This is a genomic window from Nonomuraea sp. IBHARD001 (assembly GCF_056106265.1).
On record NZ_JBWBBW010000002.1, the window covers coordinates 1,741,676 to 1,766,721 of the forward strand.

The following is a 25,046-nucleotide window of genomic DNA, read 5'->3' on the forward strand; positions in this document are numbered from 1 at the left end:
TCCCAGGGGGGAGAGCGTCCTTGCCCGGCACGATGGGCGGGGAGCGTAGTCCTGCTCCGGGCGCGTGAGTGATGGGCCCCGCCCTGTGCCGGGCGGGGGCTGCCAGGGAGGCCCGCCGTAAGGGGGGCCCGCTGGTCCGGCTACAGCGGGTCTTCGATGAAGGTGATGGTGACCTGGGTGAAGCCCAGGGACTTCAGCAGGCCTTCCAGCATGGTCTTGGTGTTGGTGTCGGCCCTGGCGCGGAGGTCGCTGGCGGCGGCGGCGTCGGCGATCTTGCGTTCGGCCAGGACGTAGAGCTCCTGCTGGTTCTGGGGGGAGGTGCTCAGGAAGTCCTGGACGCGGTCGAGGATGCCGCGCTGGTGGGCGAAGACGTAGGAGCGGGTGTTGTCCAGCCGGGTGGGCTCCAGATCGGCGTGCGGGATCTTGATGGTGACCTGGGTGCGGTCGGGGGAGACCGTGATGGCCTTCTCGCCGAGCTTGCCGAAGTCGACGTAGGCGTCGACGTTCCCCGCGCCGACGAACAGCGTGCGCGTGCCCTTGATGGCGTCGGGCAGGAACGCGGCGTCCTTCTCCATGTCGACCACGACCTGGTAGTTGCCGGTCGCGGCCTCGTAGCGGCTGAGGTCCTGGATCGACTTGAGCATCGCGGGCTGGCTGCGGTCGATCGTGGTCTCGGCGAACGGGTTGAACCACGACCAGGTGAGCCTCGCACCCACGACGACGAGGACGGCCAGGACCAGCAGTCCTGCGACATATCGCCACAAGCGGCGCTTGGGGGGTTTCATGGCTAACCATCTTCCCTGGGAGCGGCAGAGCTCACGCGCTCAACGCGGTGACATCTCCGGTCCCCAGCTCGGTTCGCCGCTGGAAGTGGGATAAACGGGATAGCCGGTCGAATTGGCCCCGACGCGCGCCGGGTCCGCCAGGGGTGCGGCCGAGCCGCCGCCGAAGTGCCCGGCCGACAGCTTGCATCCGGCGAAGTCGGCATAGAACATGCGCAGCCACTCGCGCCTCTGGTGTTCGCTCAGCCCGGAGAACCAGGCCGCGGCGTACTGGTGCTCGGGCAGTGGCCCGCCGGGCAGAGGCTCCCCGCGCAGCCACGCCATGACGATCTCGCGGAACCCGGCTGCCGGAGTGCCCTCACACCGTCCGGCCAGGCTCTCGATGTATTCGTAGGCGGCCTCGTCGGCGAAACCGGCCGACAGGTCGTCGACGTGGATCGGCACGATGCCGGTGCTCTGCTGCGGGTCGTCCCCGCGCGGGCGCTGCTCCACCCGGGTGAACTCGGCCGGTGTGCCGGACAGGCGCGAGGCGATCTTGGTGAACGCCGCTCCCAGCTCGGTCAGCCCGCTGCGCATGCCCGGATGCACGCAGACCGTGATCGGCCACTCCTGGCAGCTGTAGGCGACGGGCTGCGCGGAGGCGGCCTGCGGCTCGGTCAGCAGCCTGGCCACGCCGGTCCCGGCCGCCAGCACCGCCAGCATCGCGAACGCCAGCACCAGCGCCTGCCGCGTCACCACGGCGGCCCAGCCGAGCAGCAACGCCGCCGTGACCCCCAGCAGCCACAGCGTCTGGTCGAGGAACGCCGAGCCGTTGAGCCCCTGGAACAGGTCATAGGGCTCACGCGTCGCCGGAGCGAGCTTGTCGGCCCACGTCTGCCCTTCGGCGAGCCAGGTGAACAGCCCGTAGCAGCCGAGCCCGGCGACGACGGGCGTCACGGCGTGCGGCGCGAGCCAGCCCGCCACCCAGCCGAGGATCGCATAGAGCCCCAGACCGGCCATCCCCATGGCCAGTCCCGCCGGATTGAGCCGTCCGGCCTGCTCGGTGAGCACGGTCTTGACCGCCAGGACCATGACCGTCGCGCCGAACGACCCCACCACGACCACCAGGATCGCCAGCGGCGCCTTCACCGCCTGCCACATGGTCAGCGGCCTGCCCCTGGTGCTCCTGCGCTTGCGCACGGCGACCCAGGCGGCGAACGCCGCGGCGACGGGCCCCGTCAGACGCAGTGAGCCGATGACGGCCACCACGATGTTCTCCCAGGCGTCGACGCCTGGGAGAAGCACGCTCCACGCCGCCACCAGGCCGAGCGCGAGCAGCACGGCCACCGTGACGGCCGCGCTCTGCTTCAGCTCCTCGCGTGAGACGTTCACATGCTCACGCACTCGTGTTCCAAATGATGAAGCTCATCAAGCACCCCCCGTGCCCCGTGGTGACGGGGTGCGACTCGCCCCTCCGCCGGTCCCCTCGGCGGGCGGCCCGTTCCCCACGGGCCTGGGCTAACGCAAACTCCTCGTCACCGTTCGATGCGAGAACCATAACTGAGCGTGATGATTGGCGTCCGGGTTCTTGGTCAACGCATGAACCTCGGCACTCATCGTGGGCTGACGAATCAGGACGAGGGCCGCGCTAACGTAGCGCTGTGTCGCTCAACCTGCCGTTCGATCCCATCGAGCGCGCCGCTGAGACCTGGCGTGTTCACTTCGGACCTTCCTCCGCCATGGCCGCCGTCACGTCGATCATGAGAGCGCATCAGATCCTCCTCGCGCAACTGGACGCGCTTCTCAAACCGTATGACTTGACCTTTGCGAGGTACGAAGCGCTCGTGTTGTTGACTTTCAGTCGAACAGGATCACTTCCCCTTTCCAAGATCGGCGAGCGGTTGATGGTCCATCCCACGAGCGTGACAAACACCGTCGATCGCCTGGAAAAGGCGGGGCTCGTCCGCCGCATGCGCAATCCGCGCGACGGCAGGGGCGTGCTCGCGGAGATCACCGACAGAGGCCGGGAGGTCGTCGCCTCCGCGACCGCCGATCTGATGGGCGCCGACTTCGCCATGCCCATGTACGGCGAGGCCGAACTCGGCGAGCTGTTCGGCCTGCTGCGAACACTCAGGGTCGGCGCGGGAGACTTCGCGGCCGGTGAGACAGGGGATCGCGCGCGGGAAACGTCCGCCGGTGTTGGAGGCGGTGACTTCATCAGCCCTGCGGATACGGCAGGATTGGAACCATGAGCCCAGCGGACTTCTCCTCGCGACCCGGATCGCTCTACGGCGCCGTCGACCTCGGCGCGCGCAAGCAGGCCATGGAGGCGCAGGCCCGCAGGCAGGCCGCCCCCGAGGGCAGTGCCGCCTCGCAGGTCGTCGACGTCACCGAGGCGACGTTCGGCAACGACGTCGTCGAGCGCTCGATGACCACGCTCGTGCTGCTCGAACTCACGGTCACCCGCTCGGAGCAGGCCCAGGGCTACAGCCGCCTGCTGGAGAAGCTCACCGCCGAGGCGGGGGGCCGATGGGTGCTCGCCAGAGTCGACGTCGAGACCAACCAGCAGATCGCCCAGGCCTTGCAGGTGCAGAGCCTGCCCGCCCTCTACGCCATCTTCAGGGGCGAGCCGGTCTCGGCCGTGCCCGGCATGGCGACCGAGCCCGAGCTGCGCAGCTGGCTCGACCAGCTCGTCGAGGCGCTGGCCCAGTACCTTCCGCCGGTGCCCGAAGGGGCCGAGGGCGATGGCCAGGAGGTCCCGGCCGAGCCGCCGCTCGACCCCGACCTGCTGGCCGCCGAGCAGGCCATCGACGCGGGCGACCTCGAAGCGGCGGCCGCGGCCTACCAGCGCCTGCTGGCCCGCAGCCCCGCCGACGAGGACGCCAGGATGGGCCTGGCGGGCGTCGGTCTCATCGGCCGCACCCAGCACGCCGACCCCGCCGACGTCCGGCGCAGGGCCGAGGCCGACCCGGTCGACCTGGACGCCCAGCTGCTCGCCGCCGACTTCGAGATGCTCGAAGGCGATGTCGACAAGGCGTTCGAGCGTCTGATCGCCACCATCAAGCGCACCTCGGGCGATGACCGCGACCGTGTGCGCAAGCACCTGCTGGGACTGTTCGACGCGCTTCCCACGGGCGACCCGGCCCTCACCAAGGCCCGCAGAGCCCTGGCCAGCGCCCTGTTCTAGAAGCGGGGCGGGCGCGTTCTGGAAACAGGGCGGCCTCGCGGACCCGAATGTGGTTCTGGGCTCTGTCATTCCCGTGGTGGCGGCCCTAACCTGGGAATATGCGTGTGGTCACGATCTCGGCGACCTACGGCACGGCCGGGAGCGTCATCGGCCCGGCCGTGGCCGAGCGGTTGGGCGTGCCGTTCGTCGACAGGGCGATCCCCGCGGCCGTGGCCGAGGAGCTCGGCTGCTCGTTCGAGGAGGCGCTCCTGCACGACGACCGGGCCGAGCACGGTCTGGGCAGGCTGCTGTCGGGGGCGATGCGCCTGCCGACGGTGACGTTCGGCGGCGTGGACATGTACCTTCCCGGCGGGATGCCGCTCCCGCCCGAGGAGTTCGTCCAGCGGACCGAACGGATGATCAAAGAGGGCGCCGGGCGTCAGGGCGGCGTCTTCCTCGGCAGGGCGGGCGCGATCGTGCTCGCCGACCATCCGGGAGCCCTCCACGTGCGGCTCGACGCGCCCGTGCGGCGGCGCGTGCTGCAGACGGCCGCACTGGTCGAGCTGTCCGAACGCGAGGCCAGGCGCGTGATCGAGGACAACGACCGGGCCCGCATGGCCTACGTGCGCCATTTCTACCGCTGCGACCCCGCCGATCCGAAGCTCTACCAGCTCGTGATCGACAGCACCAGCATCCCGGTGCCGACATGTGTCGAACTGATCGTCACGGCCGCGGAGGCGCTGGGGTGACCCTTTCGTGGGGCCGTTCACTCCCGGAAGGTGGCACCATGGAGACATTCTTGGTCAGGCGCAAAGGAGCGGATTGACGTGGCCACCGTCCCGAGTGTGTCGTACTCCATCACCGTGCGACTCGAGGTCCCCGCAGGCGGCAAGGCCGTCAGCCAGCTCACCCACGCGGTGGAGTCGGCGGGTGGAGTGGTCACCGCCCTCGACGTCACCAACGCCGGGCACGAGAAGCTCCGCATCGACGTCACCTGCGCCGCGCGCGACACCGACCACGCCCAGCTGATCGTCGACCAGCTTGAGGGCATCGACGACGTCGTCATCCACAAGGTGTCCGACCGCACGTTCCTCATGCACCTCGGCGGCAAGATCGAGATGAAGTCGAAGGTGCCGCTGCGCAACCGCGACGAGCTGTCCATGGCCTACACGCCCGGCGTGGCGAGGGTCTCGATGGCCATCGCGCGCAATCCCGAGGACGTGCGCCGCCTGACCATCAAGCGCAACAGCGTCGCGGTCGTCACCGACGGCTCGGCCGTGCTCGGCCTGGGCAACATCGGGCCCGCCGCGGCACTGCCGGTCATGGAGGGCAAGGCCGCGCTGTTCAAGAGGTTCGCCGGCATCGACGCCTGGCCGATCTGCCTGGACACGCAGGACGTCGACGAGATCGTGCGCACGGTCCAGGTCATCGCGCCCGGCTTCGGCGGTATCAACCTGGAGGACATCTCGGCGCCTCGCTGCTTCGAGGTCGAGCGCAGGCTGCGCGAACTCCTGGACATCCCGGTCTTCCACGACGACCAGCACGGCACCGCGATTTGCGTACTCGCCGCACTCACCAACGCCCTGCGCGTCGTCGGCAAGTCGATCGGCGAGGTGCGCATCACGATGGCGGGCGCCGGGGCCGCGGGCACCGCCGTACTCCGCCTGCTCATGGCGGCAGGCGCGCGCAACGTGGTGGTGTGCGACTACCTGGGCGCGGTGCACCTGGGCCGCACCGACCTGGACGAGTCGCTGCGCTGGATCGCCGAGCACACCAACGCCGAGGGCTACTCCGGCGACCTGCGCGGTGCGATCAAGGGCGCCGACGTCTTCGTGGGCGTCTCCGCGCCCGGCATCCTGACCGGCGACGACATCGCCACGATGGCCGAGGGCGCGGTCGTCTTCGCGCTGGCCAACCCCGAGCCCGAGGTCTCGCCCGACGACGCACGCGAACACGCCGCCGTCGTCGCCACCGGTCGTTCGGACTACCCGAACCAGATCAACAACGTCCTCGCCTTCCCCGGCGTCTTCCGCGGCCTCCTCGACGCCCAGGCGGCCGGTGTGTCCCAGGAGATGCTCCTGGCCGCCGCCCACGCCCTCGCCGCCGTGGTCACACCCGAGGAACTCGGCCCCAACTACATCATCCCCAGCGTGTTCCACCCAGACGTCGCAACAGCGGTCGCCGCCGCGGTGCGGGAGTCGGCGGGCGGCCGGGCGCGCGGGTTCACGGAGGCGTAGTACTCCAGCCGCACTTCAGAGTTGGGCGGCAACGGCCTGCGTCGTGCTGTAGCGCGCTCGTCCATGCTTGAGCACGCTCGTCCATGCTTGTAGCCGGGTGAAAGACGAGCGACCACCGCTGTGATCATTCAGGTGTGTTGGAACTGAAGATCATGCGGTGGCCGCGTTGGCCAGGGTAGAACATGTCAGCGCCGCTGGTCTGCAAGCGGGTCTGGATGACGCCTTCGCGCTGGTAGCCGACCGGTTCAAACGTCCCGAAGTTCGACAGCGTGCACGTGCTTGCCTCGGCGGGCTGCTGTCCGGGCTGGAGCGTAAGAACGGCTGGTCGCTGGCCGAGTACGCCGGTGAGGCCACCCCGGATGGCATGCAGCGGCTGTTCAACGCCGCCAAGTGGGACGTCGATGGCGTGCGCGACGATATCCGCACCTACCTGATGCGGTATCTGGGCGAGCCCGATGGGGTGCTGGTCGGCGACGACACCGGCTTCGCCAAACAAGGCACCCGCTCGGCAGGGGTGCAGCGGCAATACACCGGCACCCTCGGCAAGGTCACCAACTGCCAGATCGGCGTGTTCCTCGGCTACGCCTCCAGCCGTGGCCGGGCAGTGCTGGATCGTGAGCTCTACTTGCCCAGAGACTCCTGGATCGCCCGGCCGGACCGCTGCGCGAGCGCTCATGTCCCCGAGCAGGTCGGCTTCGCCACCAAACCCCAACTCCTGCAGGCCATGATCGGACGGGCGCTCGCGGCCGGCGTGCCGTTCGGCTGGGTGACCGCCGATGAGGCATACGGCGACAACGGACCCCTGCGCCGTTACCTGGAAGACCAGCAGATCTCCTACGTGTTCGCGGTCTCCCGTGCCCACCAGATCGCCACCGGCGTGGGCAAGGTCCGCGCCGACGTCATGGCCGTCAAGGTGCCCAAGAGCGGATGGCAGCGCCTGTCCTGCGGCCCTGGAGCCAAGGGCGAACGGCGCTACGACTGGGCGCTGATCGCCACTGACAGCCCTGCGCGCCGCCTGCTCATCCGCCGCTCGCTCAGCAATCCCCGCGACCTGCCTTCTACCTGTGTCACACTCCGCGACCGGTGCCACTACAGCGCCTGGTCGAGGTGGCCGGCGCTCGCTGGACGATCGAGGAATGCTTCCAGACCGGCAAGAACGAAGCCGCCTTCGACCAGTACCAGGTGCGGCTCTATACCGCCTGGTATCGCTACATCACTCTGGCCATGCTCGCCCTGGCCTTCCTGGCCGTGACTCGTGCAGTCCTCAGCGCCGCACCCGTCCCACCGGCCGGCACCGGCCAGCTCATCGAGATGTCCGCGAACGAGATCCGCCGCCTCTTCGGCCTGCTGACCCGGCCGCCCATCAGCCGGTCTCACATCCTGCACTGGTCACGCTGGCGACGACGCCATCAAGCCCGCTCCCGACGAAGCCACTACCAGCGACAACACCTCAAAGATCGATAAGTGCGGCTGGGGTAGTAGGCGGGGGCATTTGCCCTTTGCGTGGCAGGTGCCTTTTGTTTTGTGCGACAGGTGCCTTTTGTGGGGCAGGCGTCTTTTTTGGGGCTTTTACGGCAGGCATCTGTCAGGGCCTCCGTCCGGCACGTGGCCAGGCCCGTCACTCACGCGACGCTAGCGGGACTTCGGCTGAGGGGGGCTACGTGCCGGGTGGGGGGTGCTTGTGTTTGGCGGTGGGGTGGGTGGGGTGGGGGTGGCTTGCTCGGGCTTGTGGGGCGTTGTGAGGTGCGCGGTTGGTGGCAGGCGCTATTGAGTTGCTTGTGTTGAGACACGGCTGCTCATGTTGAGACACGCATCTTTGGAGCAAGAGCTCCTAACGGAATGAGCTACCCTCAGATGCCCTGCGCCTGACCATGTGCCCTGCGCTTGCCATGCTGTGTGCTCTGTCTCGCGCAGTCTGTGCAGCTTGCGGTCCGACTGTGGTCCCCCTGTGGTCGGACGGAGGTCCCGGCCGCCGTCCGACTGCGTTCTCGACTGCCTGTCCCGACTAGCGGAATGGCGGAGCGGCGCCGCATTTCGATAGGAACAGCTCAAGGCTCCCGGCAGAAGCCGCCGCCCAGACTCTGGCGACACTCGGTGCTTTCAACAGAATGAGTGGTCTCAGCGACTTTCCACGCTCTCAACAGGAGGAGCCACCTCACGGCGGTATCTGCTCGGACGTGTCGCTCAAGCTGGTGCCTGCCGTACTGCCTGCGAACTCCCTACTGCTCCACGCCGGCATCCCCTCGGACGGTCGTTGCCGGTTCGGGTGTGCGTTGGCGGTGGTCGTAGGAGGCGCGTTGGTGTTCGATGCGTTGTTCGTGGTCCAGGGCCCAGGTGATGACCGGCCAGGCCGAGGCGAGCATGGTGTGGCCGAGGTCGGTCAGGTCGTAGTCGACCCTTGGGGGGACCACGGGGAAGACCGTTCTGACCAGGAGGCCGTCGCGTTCGAGGGTACGGAGGGTGGCGGTCAGCATGCGGTGGCTCAGGCCGGGGATGGCTCGTTTGAGTTCGGTGAAACGCTTGGTGCCCGAGGCGAGTTCGTAGGCGACACGCAGGGTCCATTTGTCGCCTACCCGGTCGAGAACGCTGCGTACCGCGCAGTTCGGCTCGGCGACGGGTGTCGTCGTCATGGTTCCCTCCTGGTGCCTGAGGCAGAACAAAGTGCGATCTTTCGTGGTCGTTCCATGGTTCCGCAGAATGAGCTCGGTTACTAGAAAAAACCCATCGAACGGACTGGGAAATATCATGACGACCGCCGCTCAGGCACCCGAGCTCGACGACTCCTACGCCGTACCCGCCGAGGCGGAGCAGATCGAACGTACGGCCAAGGCATTGCGGGCCAACAACTACACCGTTCACGTGGTCGACACCGTCGAACAGGCTCGTGAGCTGGTGGCCACGCTGCTGCCCGTCGACGGGGACGTCTTCACGGCGTCGAGCGAGACCCTCCGGCTGTCCGGCATCCTGGCCGACATCGACGAGGGCGAGAGCTTCGTCTCGGTACGGCGTAACGCGGGCGACCTCGGCGACGACGTCGTCGCCAGGATCAGGCTCGGCGCCACGCCCGATGTCGTCGTCGGCAGCGTTCACGCCGTCACCGAGCAAGGCCACCTGGTCGCCGTCTCGGCCAGTGGCAGCCAACTCGCTCCGTACGCCTCGGGAGCACGTCAGGCGATCTGGGTGGTCGGCGCCCAGAAGATCGTCCCCGACCTGGAGACCGCCCTGCGCCGCGCTCGTACCCACAGCCTGCCCAAGGAATGGCGCCGCCTGAACGACGCATACGGCCAGACCTCGTTCATCGGCAAGATCCTCATCCTGGAACAGGAAGCCCTCCCAGACCGAGGCACCGTCATCCTGACCCGCGAGGCGATCGGCTTCTAACAGCCGCCCTGGAGCCAGAGGTCATGCACAAAGCCCTTAGAACGCCCCCAGGCGTGGCCTCACCTTCAGGGCCTGGCGGTAGGGCGAAGGATCGTACAAGAAGCGAGGCTGCCCACTCATTCCCAGCAGGGAGGCGCGCGGCAGAGACGGCAACGCCCGAGTCGCCACCTGGAAGAACCAAGCCGACCCGACCGAACCGCGAAGCGCGAGACGCGCAACTGGACAAGCCGACCTCAGGAAAACGAGCCGCAGACGCGAGAGGAGGGCGCGAGACGAAAGACGCAAGGCTGGGCAGCGCGGGAGACGGCTAAGCGAGTGGTGGGCAGTGCGCGAGACGTAGACGTGAACACCGACAGGCCATGCGCGAGACGCAAAGGCATGAAGGGCCGGTGGCAAGGCATGAAACGTGGCCGGAACGAGCACGGCGCGAGACGATCACGTGAGTGGTGGGCAGTGCGCGAGACGTAGACGTGAATGCCGACAGGCCGGGCGCGAGATGCGACTCGCAACGACACGAAAGCCCCGGCGCAAGACTCGAAACGTGGCCAGAACGAGCACGGCGGGAGACGCGAGACGCAGGACTGGGTAGCGCAACGGCTACACGGGTGGAGTGCAGGCGCGAGACATAGACGCGTACAGCGAAGGCAGCCACGAACGCGAAGGCCCGACAGACCAGGCGCGAGATGCGAACGAGCGAAGGGCTGGGCGTGGGACGCGAAGGCCGAGAAGGGCTGGGCGCGAGATGCCAAGGCCGAGAAAGGCCGGGCGCGAGACATGAAACGTGGGTGGAACGCGCGCGGCACGTGAAGCGTGGGCGAACGGGCGCGGCGCGAGACGCGAGACATAGGGCTAGGCAGTACAGGCCAGGCGGTGCGCGAGACGGCAACGCGGGGTGGAAGACGCGGGGTGGAAGCCAGGGCGCGAGACCGACGAGCGGGTCGAAGAGAAAAGCCGAAGAGAGAAGAAGCGAAGAGAGAGGTTGAAGGGAGAGGTCGAAGGGAGAAGAGAACAAGGGAGAAGTCAAAGAGATGAAGAGAAAGCGAAGAAGGGGAGACCGAGCCGCGCAGGACTCCCTCCTTCACCCCCATCTCACGACCGCCCCCCACGCCTCTCCCCACCCCAAAGCAACCCCAGCGAGGCCCGGAAGTCTGGCACCCCGGCCAGCGTAGGAAGTTCGGCATGCGGGTACATGGCTATCCCCGACAAGGAGGAGACGATCATGCTTCCCGGTTGTGGACAGTGTTCATGTGAGGACGTGCTCTCGACGGCCACCCCGCCCCGATGGAGCCTCATCCGGGTGGAGTGATGCCAAGCGCGCACGCTCGAACCAACCTGCCGAGGCCCCCGGACACGTCCACCGGGGGCCTCGGCACATCCCGCATCGGACCTGCGACGTATGGCCACCGTCCTGCTCTTCGATGCCAAGCATCCGGAGGGGGCGGCGCACGCCGTATCAGGCTGGCGACGTGTGGACGCCGTCTCGGCCTCTAGAGCCAAGCACTCTGAAGCCTCGACGCATGCCGTACCGGACCAATGACGTGTGAAAGCTGTCCCGCTCTCCAAGGCCCAGCATCCGGGGGCTCAGCACATCCCGCGTCGGCCCAGCAACGTGTGGAAGCCGTCGGGTCTCCAAACCAAGCCTCCAGGCCCCGGCGCATGCCGTACCAGACCAGACCAGACCAGACCAGGCCAGACCAAGGGACAGGGACCCCACCGACCAGGCCAAGCCCGTCACCCCCACACCAGCCCCTCAAGCCAAGCAACGACGACCTCCCCACAGTCAGAACCCACCCCAGCCCCACCCCCCAAAGCCGTCACAATGCCAGGATCCGCTTCCGAGCCACGACCAGCAGCACCCCTCCGCTGACCAACGCCACCACCCCGGACCCCGCCACCACCAACGCGAACCTCCCACCCCCGGTGACCGGCAATGCCCCGCCGGAAATCCCGGAAGCCCGAGGCCCAGGCCCCTTCCCGCCCTCTGCCCCCGCCCCGGCGGCCCGGGACGGCGAGGGAGAGGGGGAAGGAGTGGGAGGAGCCTTCACCAGAACGACCTCCTTGGACAGGCCGAGGCCGTGGCCGACCGGTTCCTGGCCGCCGGTCGCCTGTGAATGGGTGACGACGGCGTCGAAGCTGTAGCAGCCGGGTAGCCCGAGGCGTACGGGTGGTGTGGTGATCGTGGTGTCGTGGTCGATCGTGACGGGGGCGAACTCGGTGATGACGGGGACATCGGGGGCCTCCCAGTCCACGGCGGCGCAGCGGCCGTCGTCGCCGGGCGGGACGGGGCCGTACAGGGCGGCCTTGATGGTCAGGGTGCGGCCGGGGAGCAGGCCGGTGACGGTGATCTCGTCGGTGACGGTCTGGCGGGGGGTGATGGTGGAGGGGAGCGCCTGGGTGGTGACCTCCAGGGGAGGCGGGATCAGGCGGGGGAGTACGCGCAGGGTCTCGGCCGTCTCGCCGGGCAGGAAGGCGATCGCGTCGCCGGTCGTGGGGGCGAGGACGGCGCCGAAGGAGTAGCAGCCTGGCCGGTCGAGTACCTCGGCGGGGGTGTCGACGGTGCTGTCGCCGGTCACCGTGACGGGCGCGTACACGCGGTGTATCGGCAGCGTCGCCACCTGGCTCCAGTCGATCTCCGTGCACCGCTCGTCCGTCCCGCCGGGCGGCACGGGACCGTACAGCGTCGCGGTCAGGGTGGCGTCCCCCTTGAGACCGGCGACGAAGAGGCGGTCGGAGACGTTCTGACCGGTTTCGAGTACGGCGGCGGACGCGCGGCTGGAGACGCGCGGCGGGTCCAGGGGGGTGATGACGACGCTCTTGGCGGACTTGCCGGTCAGTACGACCGGCTGGGCGAGCATCATCGACTGCACGCGCGCGGCGGGGTCGCCGACCATGAGCGTGCCGATGCCGGACTGTACGGGACCGGCCGCCGCGATGACGGCCTGCGCCGCGCTGTCCGACCTGAGCCACAGCCGGGCGCCGGGCGCCAGTGTGCTCCCGCTGGTGAACGGCTGGGCGCCCGCAGCGTCCGTGTACGCCGATGCGCCCGTCACCGTGACGGTGAGGTCGCCCGTGGCGTTGGCGCCGACGGTGTGGGGCCCGACGAGGTCCCCGGCGCCACCGCCGTTCGGCCCTTCGATCGCGGGCGCCGGATCGGCGGGCTCGGCGACCGGCCCGGCCGCGAGCACATCGGTCACCATCTTCCGTACGACCTCGTAGAGCGCCGCGTCCTGGTAGTCGGGCGGGAGCACCACGCCGTCGGTGAAGTAGTGGACCGCCATGGCCACCGTTCCCGAGCGCTGACGGTTGATCACCGTGGGATTCGTCGACGGTACGGCGGGCAGGTTCGTGGCGGGCCAGTAGTCCTGGAGTACGCGTCTGACGTATCCGGCGTTGCGCACGGTGCCGCCGTCGGGCTCGGGGCCGTACCCGGTGCCTGACGTCTGGCCCGCCGCCCACTGCACGCAGTACGCCGATGAGATGATCACACTGCTGGGGTCCTGGCGTGGGTCCTTGTCGCGGAAGACGTAGCGGCAGGAGTTGGTCCCCGTGGTCGGCGTGTAGCCGCTGCTGTCGTAGCCGAAGTCCGGGTAGCCGTTCATGACGTCGTAGCCGGAGGGCACGAAGAGCGGCTTGGGCTGGCCGGGCCTGACGCCGACCTCGATGCAGCCGTTCGAGCCGTACTGCACGGCGGCGAAGGGCGGCTCGGGAGTGCCGGCCGACGCGGGTGTGAAGCCGAGCGTCGCCGACAGGCCGATGAGCGCGGCCACGACGACCGTCCTCAGCAGGCGGCGTCGCCGGCCCGCGCGAGGCAGGGCGGCACGGAAGGTGTGCATGAGGGCGCACGGTATCGGCCACCGTCACTCTGTGTCATGGGCCCCCGTCGTATCAAGGGACAACGCGGGGTGGGGCGGGGCGGCGGGCGTTGGTGGCGGGGTTTCCGGGGGCTGTGCGGGTGGGGGTGATGCACGGCACCAGGCGCATCTGCGTTGCCTCCTGGGATGGGGCTTACCCTCCCCGCAACGGCACGGCACGGCACCAGGCGCACGTGCGCTGTCGATGTCGACGTCGCTGACCCGGAGGGAGCGTGGTGCGGAGGACGTACTGCCGGACACCTCCACATTACGAGCGCCCACGCGGAAAGATCACGAGCGCCCACGCGGAAAGCGCCCCCCATGTGGAAGGCGCCTCCGCGATGCCGTTCGTTACAGGTCGAGGTCTGGGTAGCGGCGTTTGCCCTCGGGGGCGCGGGTGAAGGTGAAGGGGGCGTTGGGGGTTTGGCGTGGCCAGAGGGAGCCGTACCACCAGACGATGCCGCCGGTCAGCATCAGGCCTCCGGCGGTGGCGAGTTTGGCCATGAGGTCGTTCGGCGGGCCGGTGTAGGGGAGGTCGCCGTTGTGTGACTTCTTGGGGCAGCCGTTGTAGACGCGCTGGGAGTCGACGAGCTTGTCGTCGTTCTTGTTGTTGACGTAGTAGACGTCGAGGTCGGCCGAGCGGCCCCTGGTGACGGGGACGTAGACGGTGACGTTCTTGCGCGCCTTCACCGTGCCGCGTTCGACCAGCTGGCCGTCCTCCTCCAGGCTGAAGCCGGAGGCGTAGTCGCTGACGCTCTGCAGCGTGACGGGGACCATGTTGGTCTTGCAGTTGGCCTTGCCCACGGACATCGTGAACGAGTCGCTGTAGTCGGGCTCGGCGAATGCTGCTGCTGGGAGGAGGAGCGTTGCGCTCAACGGTAGGGCGGCCAGCGTGAGGCGGGCAGCGAATGACATGGGACTCCTCCCGGAAAAGCGATCTTTGATACTTACCGTGCCCATTTGACTGCGGAAAGTAACATCTGGAACGTGGCTGCGGCGAGGGACGCCACATGAGTCATGATGGATGCATGGCGGAAGCGATCTACGTCGGCGGGTTGCTGGTGGCGACGCCACTGCTCGACGACCCCAACTTCCGGCGTAGCGTCGTGTTGATCCTCGAGCACGACCAGGACGGCGGCACGCTCGGCGTGGTGCTCAACCGGCCGAGCGACATCGCGGTGACGCAGGTGCTGCCGGTCTGGGATGCTTTGGTGACCGGTCCTCCGGTGCTGTTCCAGGGGGGTCCTGTGCAGACCGACAGTGCGCTGGCGCTGGCGGCCGTGCCGAGTGGCGGCGAGCCGCTCGGGTGGCGGCGGCTGCACGCGGGCACACCGGCGGTGTCGCGCCTGGGCACCGTGGACCTGGACGCGCCCCCCGAGATCCTGCAGGACGAGATCGCGCAGATGCGGATCTTCGCCGGTTATGCGGGATGGACGACGGGGCAGCTGGAGAGCGAGATCGCCGAAGGCGCCTGGTATGTCGTGGACTCGGAGCCGGGTGACACCTTCCACCCGGACGCCGAGGAGTTGTGGCGCAGGGTGTTACGCCGCCAGCAGGGCGAGCTGGCCTTCGTGGCCACCTATCCGGAAGACCCCTCTATGAACTGAACGCCCGCCCACGTCAGCAGCCCAGGGCCGTGAATCCCAGGGCCGTGCATCCCAGGTCTGCCGCCCCGCGGTGCCCGGGTCCGTGAGCCTCTGGTCTGTGAGCCTCTGGTCCGGGAATCCCCGGCCCCCGCCTCGGCAGCCTGGTCCGAGCCTTGGCGGCCCAGGCCGCAGCAGCCCGGGCCGTGCCTCAGCAGGCCAGGTCCCACCCTGGTCGCATGGAGCGTTCGGCGAGGTCGAGGGCCTCCTCGACGCGGCTGAACAGGGCGGGTATGTCGACGCCCTCCTGCAGCATGCACTCGAAGCCGACCCGTACCGCCGCGGAGGCGTAGGCGACGACCAGGTGGGGCAGCTGGGTGGTCTGCGGGTCGCAGCCCTGGCGTCTGGCGACCTCGGCGGCCAGGCGCTTCTCGCTCTCGGTGTGCCGGGCGAAGGAGCGGCCCATCAGGGTCGGGGTGGTCTCGATCACCCGCTGGAGCTTGAGGAAGCGCTGGGTCTCCTCGGGTGTGGCCGCGGAGATCGCACGCAGCATGCCGCGCATCGCCTGACAGAGCGAGGTGAAGGGCGGCTCGCCTTCGGGGCTCTCGCGCAGTCTGGCCAGGATCTCCTGCTCGTTCTCCTCGTGGAAGAACAGCGCCAGGCCCTCCTTGCTGGCGAAGTAGCGGAAGAACGTCCTGGAGGAGACCTCCACCGCGTCGGCGATCTGGTCGATGGTGGTAGCTTCGTACCCCTGTTCGAGAAACAGGTCGAGGGCGGCGTCGACGAGCGCCAGCCGGGTCTTCTCCTTCTTGCGTTCGCGTAGACCCATGCGTGTAACTCCCTCGCAACCCTGATGTCATCGTCTGTCAGAAGTCATCCTCTGCCCAATAAAAGGATTTGTCATCTGTCAGTCTCTGACATAAGTTACCTGAGGCTTAGAGGTGAGATGGCCCGGTTTGGGCTGCAGGTGAATGAGGGGGACTCCCAATGGCTCAAGCGAAGACGGTGGCGCCACCACCGCCCTCGGGACCGCAGGCGAGTGGCAGCCATCCGTGGCTGACGCTGCTGGCCGTCTCGCTGGGCGTCATCATGGTGATGCTCGACGGCACGGTGGTGGGCATCGCCAGCCCCGTGATCGCGAAGGATCTGGGAGCGTCGCTGGCCGACCTGCAGTGGGTGACCAGCGGCTACCTGCTCGCCCTCGCGGTGTTCCTCATCACGGCGGGCAAGCTCGGTGACCTCTTCGGGCACAAGCGTATCTTCCTCATCGGCGTGGCCGGGTTCACCCTGACCTCGCTGGCGATCGGCTTCAGCGGCTCCATCGGCATGCTGATCGGCCTGCGCGTGGCCCAGGGCCTGTTCGGCGCGCTGCTGCAGCCCGCCGCGCTCGCCCTGCTGCGCAACGCCTTCCCCGGCGACAGGCTGAACATGGCCATGGGCGCCTGGGGCGGCATCATCGGCCTGTCCAGCGCGGCCGGTCCGATCATCGGCGGCCTGCTGGTGGAGAACGTCAGCTGGCAGTCGGTCTTCTTCATCAACGTGCCCGTGGGCATCGTCGCACTCGGCGTCGGTTTGTGGATCATCAAGGAGAGCAAGGCCGAACTGCTCTCGCGCATCGACTGGCCCGGTGTCGCGCTGCTGTCGGGCGCGATGTTCTCGCTGGTCTGGTCGATCATCAAGGCGCCCGAGTGGGGCTGGGGCGACCCCAAGACGCTGGGCTTCCTGGCCGCGTTCGCCGTGCTGACCGGACTGTTCATCTTCTGGCAGTCCAAGGCCAGTCAGCCGCTGGTGCCGCTGGCGCTGTTCAAGAACGCCTCGGTCTCCATCGGCACGGTGCTGATGATGCTGGTCGCGTTCTCGATGTTCGGCGCGATGTTCTTCCTGACCTTCTTCTTCCAGGGCGTGCACGGACTGAGCCCGCTGGACGCGGGTCTGCGGATGCTGCCGATGAGCGCGGGCATGATCGTCGCCTCGCCGCTGGCCGGTGTGCTGATCGGCAAGCTCGGCCCGAGGATCACGATCGCGGGCGGCATGGTGATCACCGCCGTCGCGATGTTCCTGATGTCGAGGCTCGGCGTCGAGGCCACCTTCTTCGACACGGCCGTGCCGTTCGTCCTGCTGGCCTTCGGCCTCTCGCCGGTGTTCGTCGGCGCGACCGAGATCATCGTCGGCAACGCGCCGATCGAGCTCAGCGGTGTCGCAGGTGGCGTGCAGCAGTCGGCCATGCAGGTCGGCGGCGCGCTCGGCACCGCGATCCTGGGCGCCATCGTGGCCGCCGAGATCAAGGACGTGCTGCCCGGCTACCTCGGCCCGGCCGCCGCCCAGATCCCGCCGGACCAGATGGCGGGTCTCGAGGCGCTGGCCGCGATCGGCACCGCGCCTCCCGGGGCGAGCGACTTCATCGTGAGCGCCGTGCACTCCTCCTTCATGGACGGCCTGCACCTGGCCTTCACGATCAGCACCGGCGTCGCGGTGTTCGCCGCGATCATCGCGCTGTTCGTCAAGGCGGGCCGCAAGACCGAGGGCGCCCCGGTCCACGTCGGCTGAGCCCGGCAAAGCAGACAGTCGGCTGAGCCCGGCAAGACAGACAGCCGGCTGAGCCCGGCACAACAGACACCAGGGCCGCCGTCCGCATCGGGACGGCGGCCCTGTCGTCGTGTTCAGGCCGGTGTCACGGTCAGGGTGACGCGCCCGGACGCGGCGGTGGCGACGGTCAGGACGCGGCGGGCGGCGTCCCAGGTCCCGGTGCCGCCGGTGACGCGCCCGCCCTGCGGGAAGGCCGAGGCGGGCAGGTAGATCTCGGTCGGCCCCGAGCCGTTGGCCTCGAAGACGACCGTGACCCGGCCGGGTTCGACCTTGATCGTCTCGGGCGTCCCGCCGATCGCCCTCGGATAGGCCCGGTCGTAGACGGCCACCAGCGGACCGGCCTTGCCCTTGTCGTCGTAGGGACCCCAGGGGCCGGGGTCGCTCGACCAGTACGCCCTGCCCATGCCGCTCTCGTCGGTCAGGTCGAGCACGCGCTCGACCAGGTCGGCGGCGCCCGGCCTGGTCATGTCCAGGCCGAACTCGCCGAGCACGACGGGTGCGTCGAGCCGCTCGGCCGTACGCAGCATGTTGTCGCGCCACCAGGTGAGGGTGCGGTCGGTCCAGGTGCGGGAGTCGCCGGTGTAGTCCATGCCGAGGTCGAGCGGCAGCGGATAGACGTGCGGCGCCAGGCCGATGCGCGCCTCGCCCTCGCGCGGGTCGTCGAAGGCGGGCAGTGCGCTCGGCAGTCCCCAGTTCACCCCGACGGCCTGCGGCTCGACGAAGATCCAGTTGTCCTGGTCCACCTCCCTGATCCGGGCGATCGACCTGCGGTACAGCTCGGCCAGCGGGCCCCTCTCGAAGGCCGCGGCCTGTACGGTGCCGCCCCAGGGCTCGTTCATCAGGTCGTAGCCGATGACGGCGGGCTCGTCCTTGAAGCGTTCGGCGACCGCGCGCCAGGCTCCGGCGTAGTGGTCCATGAGGTCCGGGTGCTCGCCCGTGGTGTTCCAGAAGTGGTCGAAGGCCCGCAGGACGCCGGGCTCCATGTAGTACATCTCCCACGTGGGCTGCGGTGAGCGCACGGGCAGGCCGTCGAGGTGGGTGGCCCAGCCGGGCGCCCCGTTGCCGTGCTCGCCGCCGGGTGTGATCTGGTTGCCCCACAGGTCCTGGTGCATGTCGAGCAGCACGTGGTAGCCGCGCTCGGCGTACCAGGAGACGCGCTCGGCCACCTGGTCGAGGTAGGCCCGGTCGTGCACACCGGGGCTCGGCTCGACGGCACGCCACTGGATGAGGAAGCGCACGAAGTTGGTGCCCATGGCGGCGTACTCGCGTTCGACGTCGGCCTCGGTCCACTTGGGCAGGGCGTCCGGCGTGCTCTTGGCGCTGCTCTGGGTGTTGAAGCCGTGCAGGATCAGCGCACGGCCGCTGTCGTCGGTGACGTACCTGGTGACCCGTTCGGGCGCGGTCCTGGTGGCGGAGGCGACCCCGCCCGTGGCGACGACCGCGAGCAGCAGGGCCCCTGCGACCAGTCGGGTGCGCTTCACGTGGATCTCCTTCAGGCGGCTGGGGGGTCGCGAATCGCCTGTGGTGCGGGGCTTTCGCGGACGGCCTTCGCCCGTTAGCCTGCCGAACATGAGCTTTGTTCGCAATAGCCTGCCCGCGATCGTGACCCTCGTCCTCGTGGTCGCCTTCGGCCTGTACGGCGGGACGCTCGCGACACATGTCGGCTACCTGACCGTGCCTTCCGCGATCGGCGTGCCGTACGGGCTGCCGGGGTTGCGGCCGGTGCCGGTGGGGGAGAGCGGGTGGCTGGTGACGTTCGTCGAGGCGCTGGCGGCGCTGGTGCTGGTGGTGGCGGTGGCCAGGAGCGGCGGGCGCTTCCTCGGCACGTGGGGGGCGTTCGTGCTCGGGCTGCTGGCGGCCAATGTGATCAGGTCGGTCGCGCTGGTGCAGATGGCGAATGCGGGGCTCGGCGCGTATGCGGGACAGGTGGTGGGCGGGCTCGTCGCCGCGTTGCTGTGGGGGCTCGCACTTGGCTGGCTGCCCGCGCTCGGCGCCCTGGCCGGGCGCCGGAGGCCGGTCGTGCCCGCCGCAGAGGAGGGCGCGGCCGTACGGGCATAGACTCGTCACGTGAGTACGAAGATCCTTCCAGAGCAGGAAGTCACGCCGAACCTGTCGCACGGCGACGGCGACCACGAGCGGTTCTCGCACTACGCCGACCGCAACAAGATCACCGAGAGCATGGTCACGGGCACGCCCATCCGCGCCCTGTGCGGCAAGGTGTGGGTGCCGAGCCGAGACCCGAAGAAGTACCCGGTCTGCCCTGACTGCAAGGAGATCTACGAAGGTCTGCCCAAGGGTGGCGACGGCGAAGGCGGCGGCGACAAGCAGTGATCGGCGAAACGCCGAGAGTGTTGATCACGGGTGATCGCCTCCGCTGGAGTTACGGTCGGGATACCGACTAGCTCGTCCAACGGGGGACTGCATGGCCCGGCGTGCGACCGCCGTTGTTCTGGTGTGCCTGCTGGCGGCTCCTGGAGCCGTCCGTGCCGACGTCGAACGCCCTGAGGCCGCCTGCGCGCCCGCCGAGGCGGCACGGAGCGCCGTGCGCCACGAGGCGGGCCGCACGCCGGGCCCGGGACAGGTCGCGGCCATGCTCGACGACCTGCGCGGGCGGCTGCCCGCGGCCAGGCTCGACCTCGGCGCGCCGATCACCGTGCCCGTCTGGGTGCACGTCATCACCGACGGCCGCCGCCGCCCGCCGGACCAGGCGATCACCGCACAGCTCGACACCCTCGACAAGGCGTACGGCGGCTCCTACGGCGGCGCCGCCACCGGGGTGCGTTTCGAACTGGCCGGGATCACGGTCAAGAACAACGCCGCCTGGTTCACCGACCCGCTGGCCCACGAGCGCACGATGAAGACCAGGCTGCGCAAGGGCGGCCCCGAGACGCTCAACCTCTACATCGCCCAGCTCAGCGAACTGGTGCTCGGCTACTCCACCTACCCCTACTGGTACGAGGACAGCCCCGTGCTCGACGGCGTGGTCATCGACTGGCGCAGCCTGCCGGGAGGCGCGTTGCGCAACTTCGACCGCGGGTACACCGGCGTGCACGAGATCGGCCACTGGCTGGGCCTCTTCCACACCTTCGAGAACGGCTGCGCCTCGCCCGGGGACGGCGTGGCCGACACCCCGGCCGAGGACCAGCCGACCGAGGGCTGCCCGAAGAGCAAGGACTCCTGCCCGGCGCCGGGCGACGACCCGATCCACAACTTCATGGACTACGCGCACGACCGGTGCATGTCGGAGTTCACCGAGGGCCAGGCCCGCAGGATGCACGAGATGTGGGCGGTGTACCGGGCCGGGAGTCCCAAGAGGTAGTCCGCCTGTAGGCAGGTGAAGCCGACAATTAGTATGGATCGGTGACAGCACCGAAGACGATTGACACTCCATACTCCCCGCCCCGGATCTTCGGCCCCGAGTACCGAGCCGCGACGATCGGCATCCTGCTCGTCGTCACCCTGATCGCCTTCGAGGGCATGTCCGTCGGCGTCGTGATGCCGGTCGTCTCGCACGAGCTCGACGCGCTGAACCTCTACGGGATCAGCTTCTCCGCCTTCCTCATCGCCAGCCTGTTCGCCAATGTCGTCGCCGGACTGTGGTCGGACAGGCGGGGGCACACCGTGCCCTTCCTCGTGGGCGTGGTGCTGTTCGTCGTCGGCATGGCGCTGGCGGGCGCCTCCGGCACCAAGGAGCTGTTCATCCTGTCGCGGGCCATCCAGGGGCTCGGCGCCGGAGCCGCGATCGTCGCCATCTACGTGATGATCGCCAAGGTGTACCCGCCCGACGCCAGGCCCAAGGTCTTCGCCGGGCTCTCGGCCGCGTGGGTGGTGCCCGCGATGGTCGGCCCGGCCGTGGCCGGAGCGGTCGCCGACAGCGTCGGCTGGCGCTGGGTCTTCTACGGCATCGTGCCGCTCGTCGTGCCCGCCCTGGTCATGCTGCTGCCCGCACTCAGGCAGAGCGCCGGGCTGGTCGGCACGCCGTCGACGGGACCGCGCTCGCGCCCGGTCGCCATGACGGTCGCCGCCACCGCGACGGCCGCGGGCGCGGGCGTGCTGCTCTACGGTGTGGACACGCTGCACCTGACGCTGCTGGCCGGAGCGCTCGCCACGGCGGGCGGGCTGGTCCTGCTGGCGTTCGGGCTGCCCAGGCTGCTGCCGCGCGGGGCGCTCAGGTTCGGTAGGGGACTGCCCACCACGATCATGATGCGTGGCCTGCTGTCCGCCTCGTTCTTCGGGGTGAACGCCTTCATCCCGCTGGCCCTGCAGCAGGTCAAGGGCTTCGGCCCGACCGCGGCGGGCATCGCGCTCACCACGGGCGCGCTCGGCTGGTCGACCGGCTCCTACCTGCAGAGCAGGCGCAAGGCCGAGCCGTACCGGCGGATCAGGCTCGGGGCGTTCGCCGTGTTCACCGGGGTGGCGCTGACCGTGTTGTCGGTGGTGCCGTGGATCTCCGGGTGGATCGCGGTGCCCGCGTGGATCGTGGCCGGGTTCGGGATGGGCATCGGCATCACGACGGTGAGTGTGACCGCGCTCAAGCAGTCGCCCGAGAACGAGCAGGGGGCCAACTCCGCGGCGCTCTCGGTCACCGACATGCTCGGCTCGGCGCTGGCGATCGGCATCGGCGGTGCTCTGGTCAATGTGATCGGGCACAGCTCCGCGCAGATCGCGACCGGCTTCGCGGTGATCTGCGGGCTGATGGCGCTGGTCGCGCTCTCCGCCACTGTGCTGGCCGTACGAATCAAGGGCTGAGACTCTTTCGTACCGTCCGACTCTGTGATCACATTTTTTCTGATCGGCGTTCTGTGAGGTGATAGGACAACGACGAGGAGGTGTGATGGACGCACACGTCTCAGGTCCTGATCCCGCGCCCAGGCGGGCCCTGGACGAGCCCGCGCCGTGGGAGAACGACGAGCCGCTGCCGTGGGAGGCGCTGCCGCCGTCCGCGCGCTTCTACGGCGAGCCGAACGCCCCCGGCGTGTCCACCAGGGCCAGGAACCGGATGCGGCGCTGGAAGAGGTTCGGGATCGTCGTCGGCGGACTGCTCGCGGCCGTCGGGCTGGTCGTGGGGCTCGGCGGTCTGCTGCTGCGTCTGACCTCTCCCGAGCCGGTGCCGACCAGGCTCGACGACCCGCTCGCGCGGATCAGCCTGACGCTGCCGCCCGGCTGGAGCGAGGGCGAGGTGCCGCCCGTCACCGGGTTCACCTCCGTGGCGCGCGACGGCAGGGGCGCCACCGTGCTGATGCGGCAGGCGCCGGAGGGCGCCGACCTCGACACGCTGACCGAGCTGTACACCGATCTGATCCTGCACGGCGACAAGGTGACGGCCGTGGGGCCGGGCGCGGTGCTGGCCGAGTACAAGGACGTCGTCAATCGACCGGCGTTCCTGAAAGTGATGCTCGTCACGGACGCCGTACTCGTCGGCGTTCTGCAACCGGACGAACCCGCAGCAAGGAGGGCCTTGGAGGCCGTCATGGCCAGCGCCGGATGACCGCGAAGCACTCATTAGCACGCAGAGGCCACCTTGGCCAGCTTCCCGCGAGCACGGCACGTCTTGTCGGTGGGGCCGACTAACCTGGGGACGCGTGAGAGAGCGAAGCGAACGACCCGGCGAACCCAGCATGTGCTCACAGTCCGACGAGCGAATCGAGGAGGTGCTGTGAGCACCTTTGCCGCGTCCCACCTGTCGCCCTCCTACCCGGACCGCGCCGCCTGGGGCACCGCGCCCAAGCTGCGCGCCTGGCAGCAGGAGGCGTTCGATCTCTACACCCGGCGCGAGCCGCGCGACTTCCTCACCGTCGCGACGCCCGGCGCGGGCAAGACCACCTACGCGCTGCGCATCGCCAGTGAGCTGCTGGCCACCGGCGTGATCAAGGCGATCACCATCGTGACGCCGACCGAGCACCTCAAGCGCCAGTGGGCCGACGCCGCCGCAAAGGTCGGCATCGGCATCGACCCCGAGTTCAAGAACAGCCAGGGCACGACCTCGCGCGACTACATCGGCGTCGCCGTGACCTACGCCCAGGTCGCCATGCACCCGGCCCTGCACCGGGCCCGCACCGAGGCGCGCAAGACGCTGGTCGTCTTCGACGAGGTGCACCACGCGGGCGACGCAAAGTCGTGGGGCGACGGCATCCGCGAGGCGTTCGAGCCCGCCACCAGGCGGCTGCAGCTGACCGGCACGCCGTTCCGCTCCGACGACAGCCCCATCCCCTTCGTCGAGTACGCCGAGGACGGCGAAGGGCTCAAGCGCAGCGTCTCCGACTACTCCTACGGTTACGGCCCGGCGCTGGCCGACGGGGTCGTCAGGCCGGTCATCTTCCTGGCCTACTCCGGCGAGATGCGCTGGCGCACCAGGGCGGGCGACGAGATCGCCGCCACCCTGGGCACGCCGCTGACCAAGGACCAGCTCTCGCAGGCCTGGCGCGCCGCACTCGACCCGAAGGGCGACTGGATCCGCCAGGTCATGCAGGCGGCCGACCGCCGCCTGACCGAGGTACGCAGGGGAGTGCCCGACGCGGGCGGCCTGGTGATCGCCACCGACCACGAGGCGGCCAGGGCCTATGCCAGGCATCTGCGTGCCATCAGCGGCGAGGGCGCGACCGTCGTGCTGTCGGACGATCCGGGGGCGTCCAAGAAGATCAAGGACTTCGCCGCCTCCGAGGACCGCTGGCTGATCGCGGTCCGCATGGTGTCCGAAGGCGTCGACATCCCGCGCCTGTGTGTCGGGGTCTATGCCACCTCGACCTCGACGCCGCTGTTCTTCGCCCAGGCCGTGGGGCGTTTCGTGCGGGCGCGCAAGCGCGGTGAGATGGCGTCGGTCTTCCTGCCTTCGGTGCCGACCCTCATGGGGCTGGCCAACGAGATGGAGCTTGAGCGCGACCACGTGCTCAACCGCAGGCCACCCGAGGACGGGCTCGACGACAGCCTGCTGGAGAATGCCAATCGCAAGAAGGACAACCCCGACGTTCTCGGCGACGAGCTGCCGTTCGAGACGATGGAGGCGACCGCCACCTTCGACCGGGTGCTGTTCGACGGCGGCGAGTTCGGCACCGGCGCCGAGGTCGGCTCGGCCGAGGAGGAGGACTTCCTCGGCCTGCCCGGCCTGCTGGAGCCCGACCAGGTGGCCTCACTGCTGCGCAAGCGTCAGGCCGACCAGCAGGCGGCCAGGCGCAAGACGCCCAAGGCCGAGCCCGCCCCGCTCGCACCGCACGAGCAGATGGCCGAGCTGCGCAAGGAGCTCAACGGCCTGGTCGGCGCGTGGAACCATCGCACGGGCCAGCCGCACGGCGTGATCCACTCCGAGCTGCGCCGGGCCTGCGGCGGCCCGCCGATCGCCCAGGCGAGCGCCGAGCAGGTCCAGGAGCGCATCGACAAGATCCGCCAGTGGGCCACCCAGCGCTCCCGCTGACCGCACGAGCCTGACAGGCCTACGCCGAAGCCGGCCCCGGGAAGCTCCGGAGCCGGCTTTTCGGCGTCTGTCG

20 protein-coding genes and 1 pseudogene are annotated in these 25,046 nt (G+C 69.2%); 14 read left to right on the forward strand and 7 right to left on the reverse strand.

Annotated elements, in window-relative coordinates:
* Positions 1–140: 140 nt before the first annotated feature.
* Positions 141–785: a DUF4230 domain-containing protein gene (locus tag ACTWNK_RS10185; RefSeq protein ID WP_474303636.1), complete on the reverse strand. Its 645-nt coding sequence runs from the start codon at positions 783–785 to the stop codon at positions 141–143.
* A gap of 39 nt (positions 786–824) precedes the next feature.
* On the reverse strand, positions 825–2,165 hold the full coding sequence (locus ACTWNK_RS10190) for a hypothetical protein (RefSeq protein WP_474303637.1): 1,341 nt from the start codon (positions 2,163–2,165) through the stop codon (positions 825–827).
* A gap of 257 nt (positions 2,166–2,422) precedes the next feature.
* Here ACTWNK_RS10190 and ACTWNK_RS10195 point away from each other — a divergent pair, with 257 nt between their 5' ends.
* From ACTWNK_RS10195 to ACTWNK_RS10215, 5 genes and pseudogenes are all read left to right on the forward strand, one after another.
* Positions 2,423–3,013 carry a MarR family winged helix-turn-helix transcriptional regulator gene (locus ACTWNK_RS10195; RefSeq protein WP_474303638.1) on the forward strand — a complete coding sequence of 197 codons (591 nt, stop codon included), beginning with the start codon at positions 2,423–2,425 and terminating at the stop codon, positions 3,011–3,013.
* Positions 3,010–3,948, forward strand: a complete 939-nt coding sequence (locus ACTWNK_RS10200; RefSeq protein WP_474303639.1) for a co-chaperone YbbN — start codon at positions 3,010–3,012, stop codon at positions 3,946–3,948. The genes ACTWNK_RS10195 and ACTWNK_RS10200 overlap by 4 nt, the downstream gene beginning before the upstream one ends.
* A 98-nt stretch (positions 3,949–4,046) precedes the next feature.
* Positions 4,047–4,676, forward strand: coding sequence for a cytidylate kinase-like family protein (locus tag ACTWNK_RS10205; protein WP_474303640.1), 630 nt, complete (start codon positions 4,047–4,049; stop codon positions 4,674–4,676).
* A 78-nt stretch (positions 4,677–4,754) separates the two neighbouring features.
* Positions 4,755–6,164 carry an NAD-dependent malic enzyme gene (locus tag ACTWNK_RS10210; RefSeq protein WP_474303641.1) on the forward strand — a complete coding sequence of 470 codons (1,410 nt, stop codon included), beginning with the start codon at positions 4,755–4,757 and terminating at the stop codon, positions 6,162–6,164.
* 166 nt (positions 6,165–6,330) lie between these two features.
* Positions 6,331–7,628 (forward strand): annotated as a pseudogene (locus ACTWNK_RS10215) (IS701 family transposase).
* Positions 7,629–8,383: 755 nt separating this feature from the next.
* On the opposite strand, the gene ACTWNK_RS10220 reads toward ACTWNK_RS10215, so the two are convergent.
* Entirely contained in the window at positions 8,384–8,794 is a 411-nt protein-coding gene (locus ACTWNK_RS10220) for a winged helix-turn-helix transcriptional regulator (protein ID WP_474303642.1), read from the reverse strand.
* Between the two features lie 115 nt (positions 8,795–8,909).
* Between ACTWNK_RS10220 and ACTWNK_RS10225 the strand changes: the two genes are divergently transcribed.
* Positions 8,910–9,545: an LUD domain-containing protein gene (locus ACTWNK_RS10225; protein ID WP_474303643.1), complete on the forward strand. Its 636-nt coding sequence runs from the start codon at positions 8,910–8,912 to the stop codon at positions 9,543–9,545.
* Positions 9,546–11,359: 1,814 nt separating this feature from the next.
* Here the strand turns inward: ACTWNK_RS10225 and ACTWNK_RS10230 are convergent.
* Both ACTWNK_RS10230 and ACTWNK_RS10235 read right to left on the reverse strand, forming a co-directional pair.
* The gene (locus tag ACTWNK_RS10230; protein ID WP_474303644.1) at positions 11,360–13,378 is read right to left on the reverse strand and encodes a hypothetical protein; all 2,019 of its coding nucleotides are present in this window, start codon (positions 13,376–13,378) and stop codon (positions 11,360–11,362) included.
* A gap of 369 nt (positions 13,379–13,747) precedes the next feature.
* A complete protein-coding gene (locus ACTWNK_RS10235) occupies positions 13,748–14,311 on the reverse strand; it encodes a hypothetical protein (RefSeq protein ID WP_474303645.1) in 564 nt (187 codons plus the stop codon).
* Positions 14,312–14,424: 113 nt separating this feature from the next.
* On the opposite strand from ACTWNK_RS10235, the gene ACTWNK_RS10240 reads away from it, so the two are divergent.
* On the forward strand, positions 14,425–15,003 hold the full coding sequence (locus ACTWNK_RS10240) for a YqgE/AlgH family protein (RefSeq protein ID WP_474303646.1): 579 nt from the start codon (positions 14,425–14,427) through the stop codon (positions 15,001–15,003).
* A 187-nt stretch (positions 15,004–15,190) separates the two neighbouring features.
* On the opposite strand, the gene ACTWNK_RS10245 is transcribed toward ACTWNK_RS10240, so the two are convergent.
* Entirely contained in the window at positions 15,191–15,808 is a 618-nt protein-coding gene (locus tag ACTWNK_RS10245; RefSeq protein WP_474303647.1) for a TetR family transcriptional regulator, read from the reverse strand.
* A gap of 158 nt (positions 15,809–15,966) precedes the next feature.
* Here ACTWNK_RS10245 and ACTWNK_RS10250 point away from each other — a divergent pair, with 158 nt between their 5' ends.
* A complete protein-coding gene (locus ACTWNK_RS10250) occupies positions 15,967–17,526 on the forward strand; it encodes a DHA2 family efflux MFS transporter permease subunit (protein WP_474303648.1) in 1,560 nt (519 codons plus the stop codon).
* A gap of 113 nt (positions 17,527–17,639) precedes the next feature.
* Here ACTWNK_RS10250 and ACTWNK_RS10255 read toward each other — a convergent pair whose 3' ends face one another.
* Complete coding sequence (locus tag ACTWNK_RS10255) at positions 17,640–19,046, reverse strand: cellulase family glycosylhydrolase (protein ID WP_474303649.1); 1,407 nt, start codon at positions 19,044–19,046, stop codon at positions 17,640–17,642.
* 88 nt (positions 19,047–19,134) lie between these two features.
* Here ACTWNK_RS10255 and ACTWNK_RS10260 point away from each other — a divergent pair, with 88 nt between their 5' ends.
* The 6 genes from ACTWNK_RS10260 to ACTWNK_RS10285 all read left to right on the forward strand — a co-directional run bounded on the left by ACTWNK_RS10260 (position 19,135) and on the right by ACTWNK_RS10285 (position 24,973).
* Positions 19,135–19,623, forward strand: a complete 489-nt coding sequence (locus tag ACTWNK_RS10260) for a hypothetical protein (protein ID WP_474303650.1) — start codon at positions 19,135–19,137, stop codon at positions 19,621–19,623.
* Positions 19,624–19,632: 9 nt separating this feature from the next.
* Positions 19,633–19,896 carry a DUF3039 domain-containing protein gene (locus ACTWNK_RS10265; protein WP_474303651.1) on the forward strand — a complete coding sequence of 88 codons (264 nt, stop codon included), beginning with the start codon at positions 19,633–19,635 and terminating at the stop codon, positions 19,894–19,896.
* A gap of 91 nt (positions 19,897–19,987) precedes the next feature.
* Positions 19,988–20,884 carry a zinc metalloprotease gene (locus ACTWNK_RS10270; RefSeq protein ID WP_474303652.1) on the forward strand — a complete coding sequence of 299 codons (897 nt, stop codon included), beginning with the start codon at positions 19,988–19,990 and terminating at the stop codon, positions 20,882–20,884.
* 41 nt (positions 20,885–20,925) lie between these two features.
* Positions 20,926–22,314, forward strand: a complete 1,389-nt coding sequence (locus ACTWNK_RS10275) for an MFS transporter (RefSeq protein WP_474303653.1) — start codon at positions 20,926–20,928, stop codon at positions 22,312–22,314.
* Between the two features lie 85 nt (positions 22,315–22,399).
* Positions 22,400–23,053, forward strand: coding sequence for a hypothetical protein (locus tag ACTWNK_RS10280; RefSeq protein WP_474303654.1), 654 nt, complete (start codon positions 22,400–22,402; stop codon positions 23,051–23,053).
* Positions 23,054–23,221: 168 nt separating this feature from the next.
* Positions 23,222–24,973 carry a DEAD/DEAH box helicase gene (locus tag ACTWNK_RS10285; protein WP_474303655.1) on the forward strand — a complete coding sequence of 584 codons (1,752 nt, stop codon included), beginning with the start codon at positions 23,222–23,224 and terminating at the stop codon, positions 24,971–24,973.
* Positions 24,974–25,046: the final 73 nt, after the last annotated feature.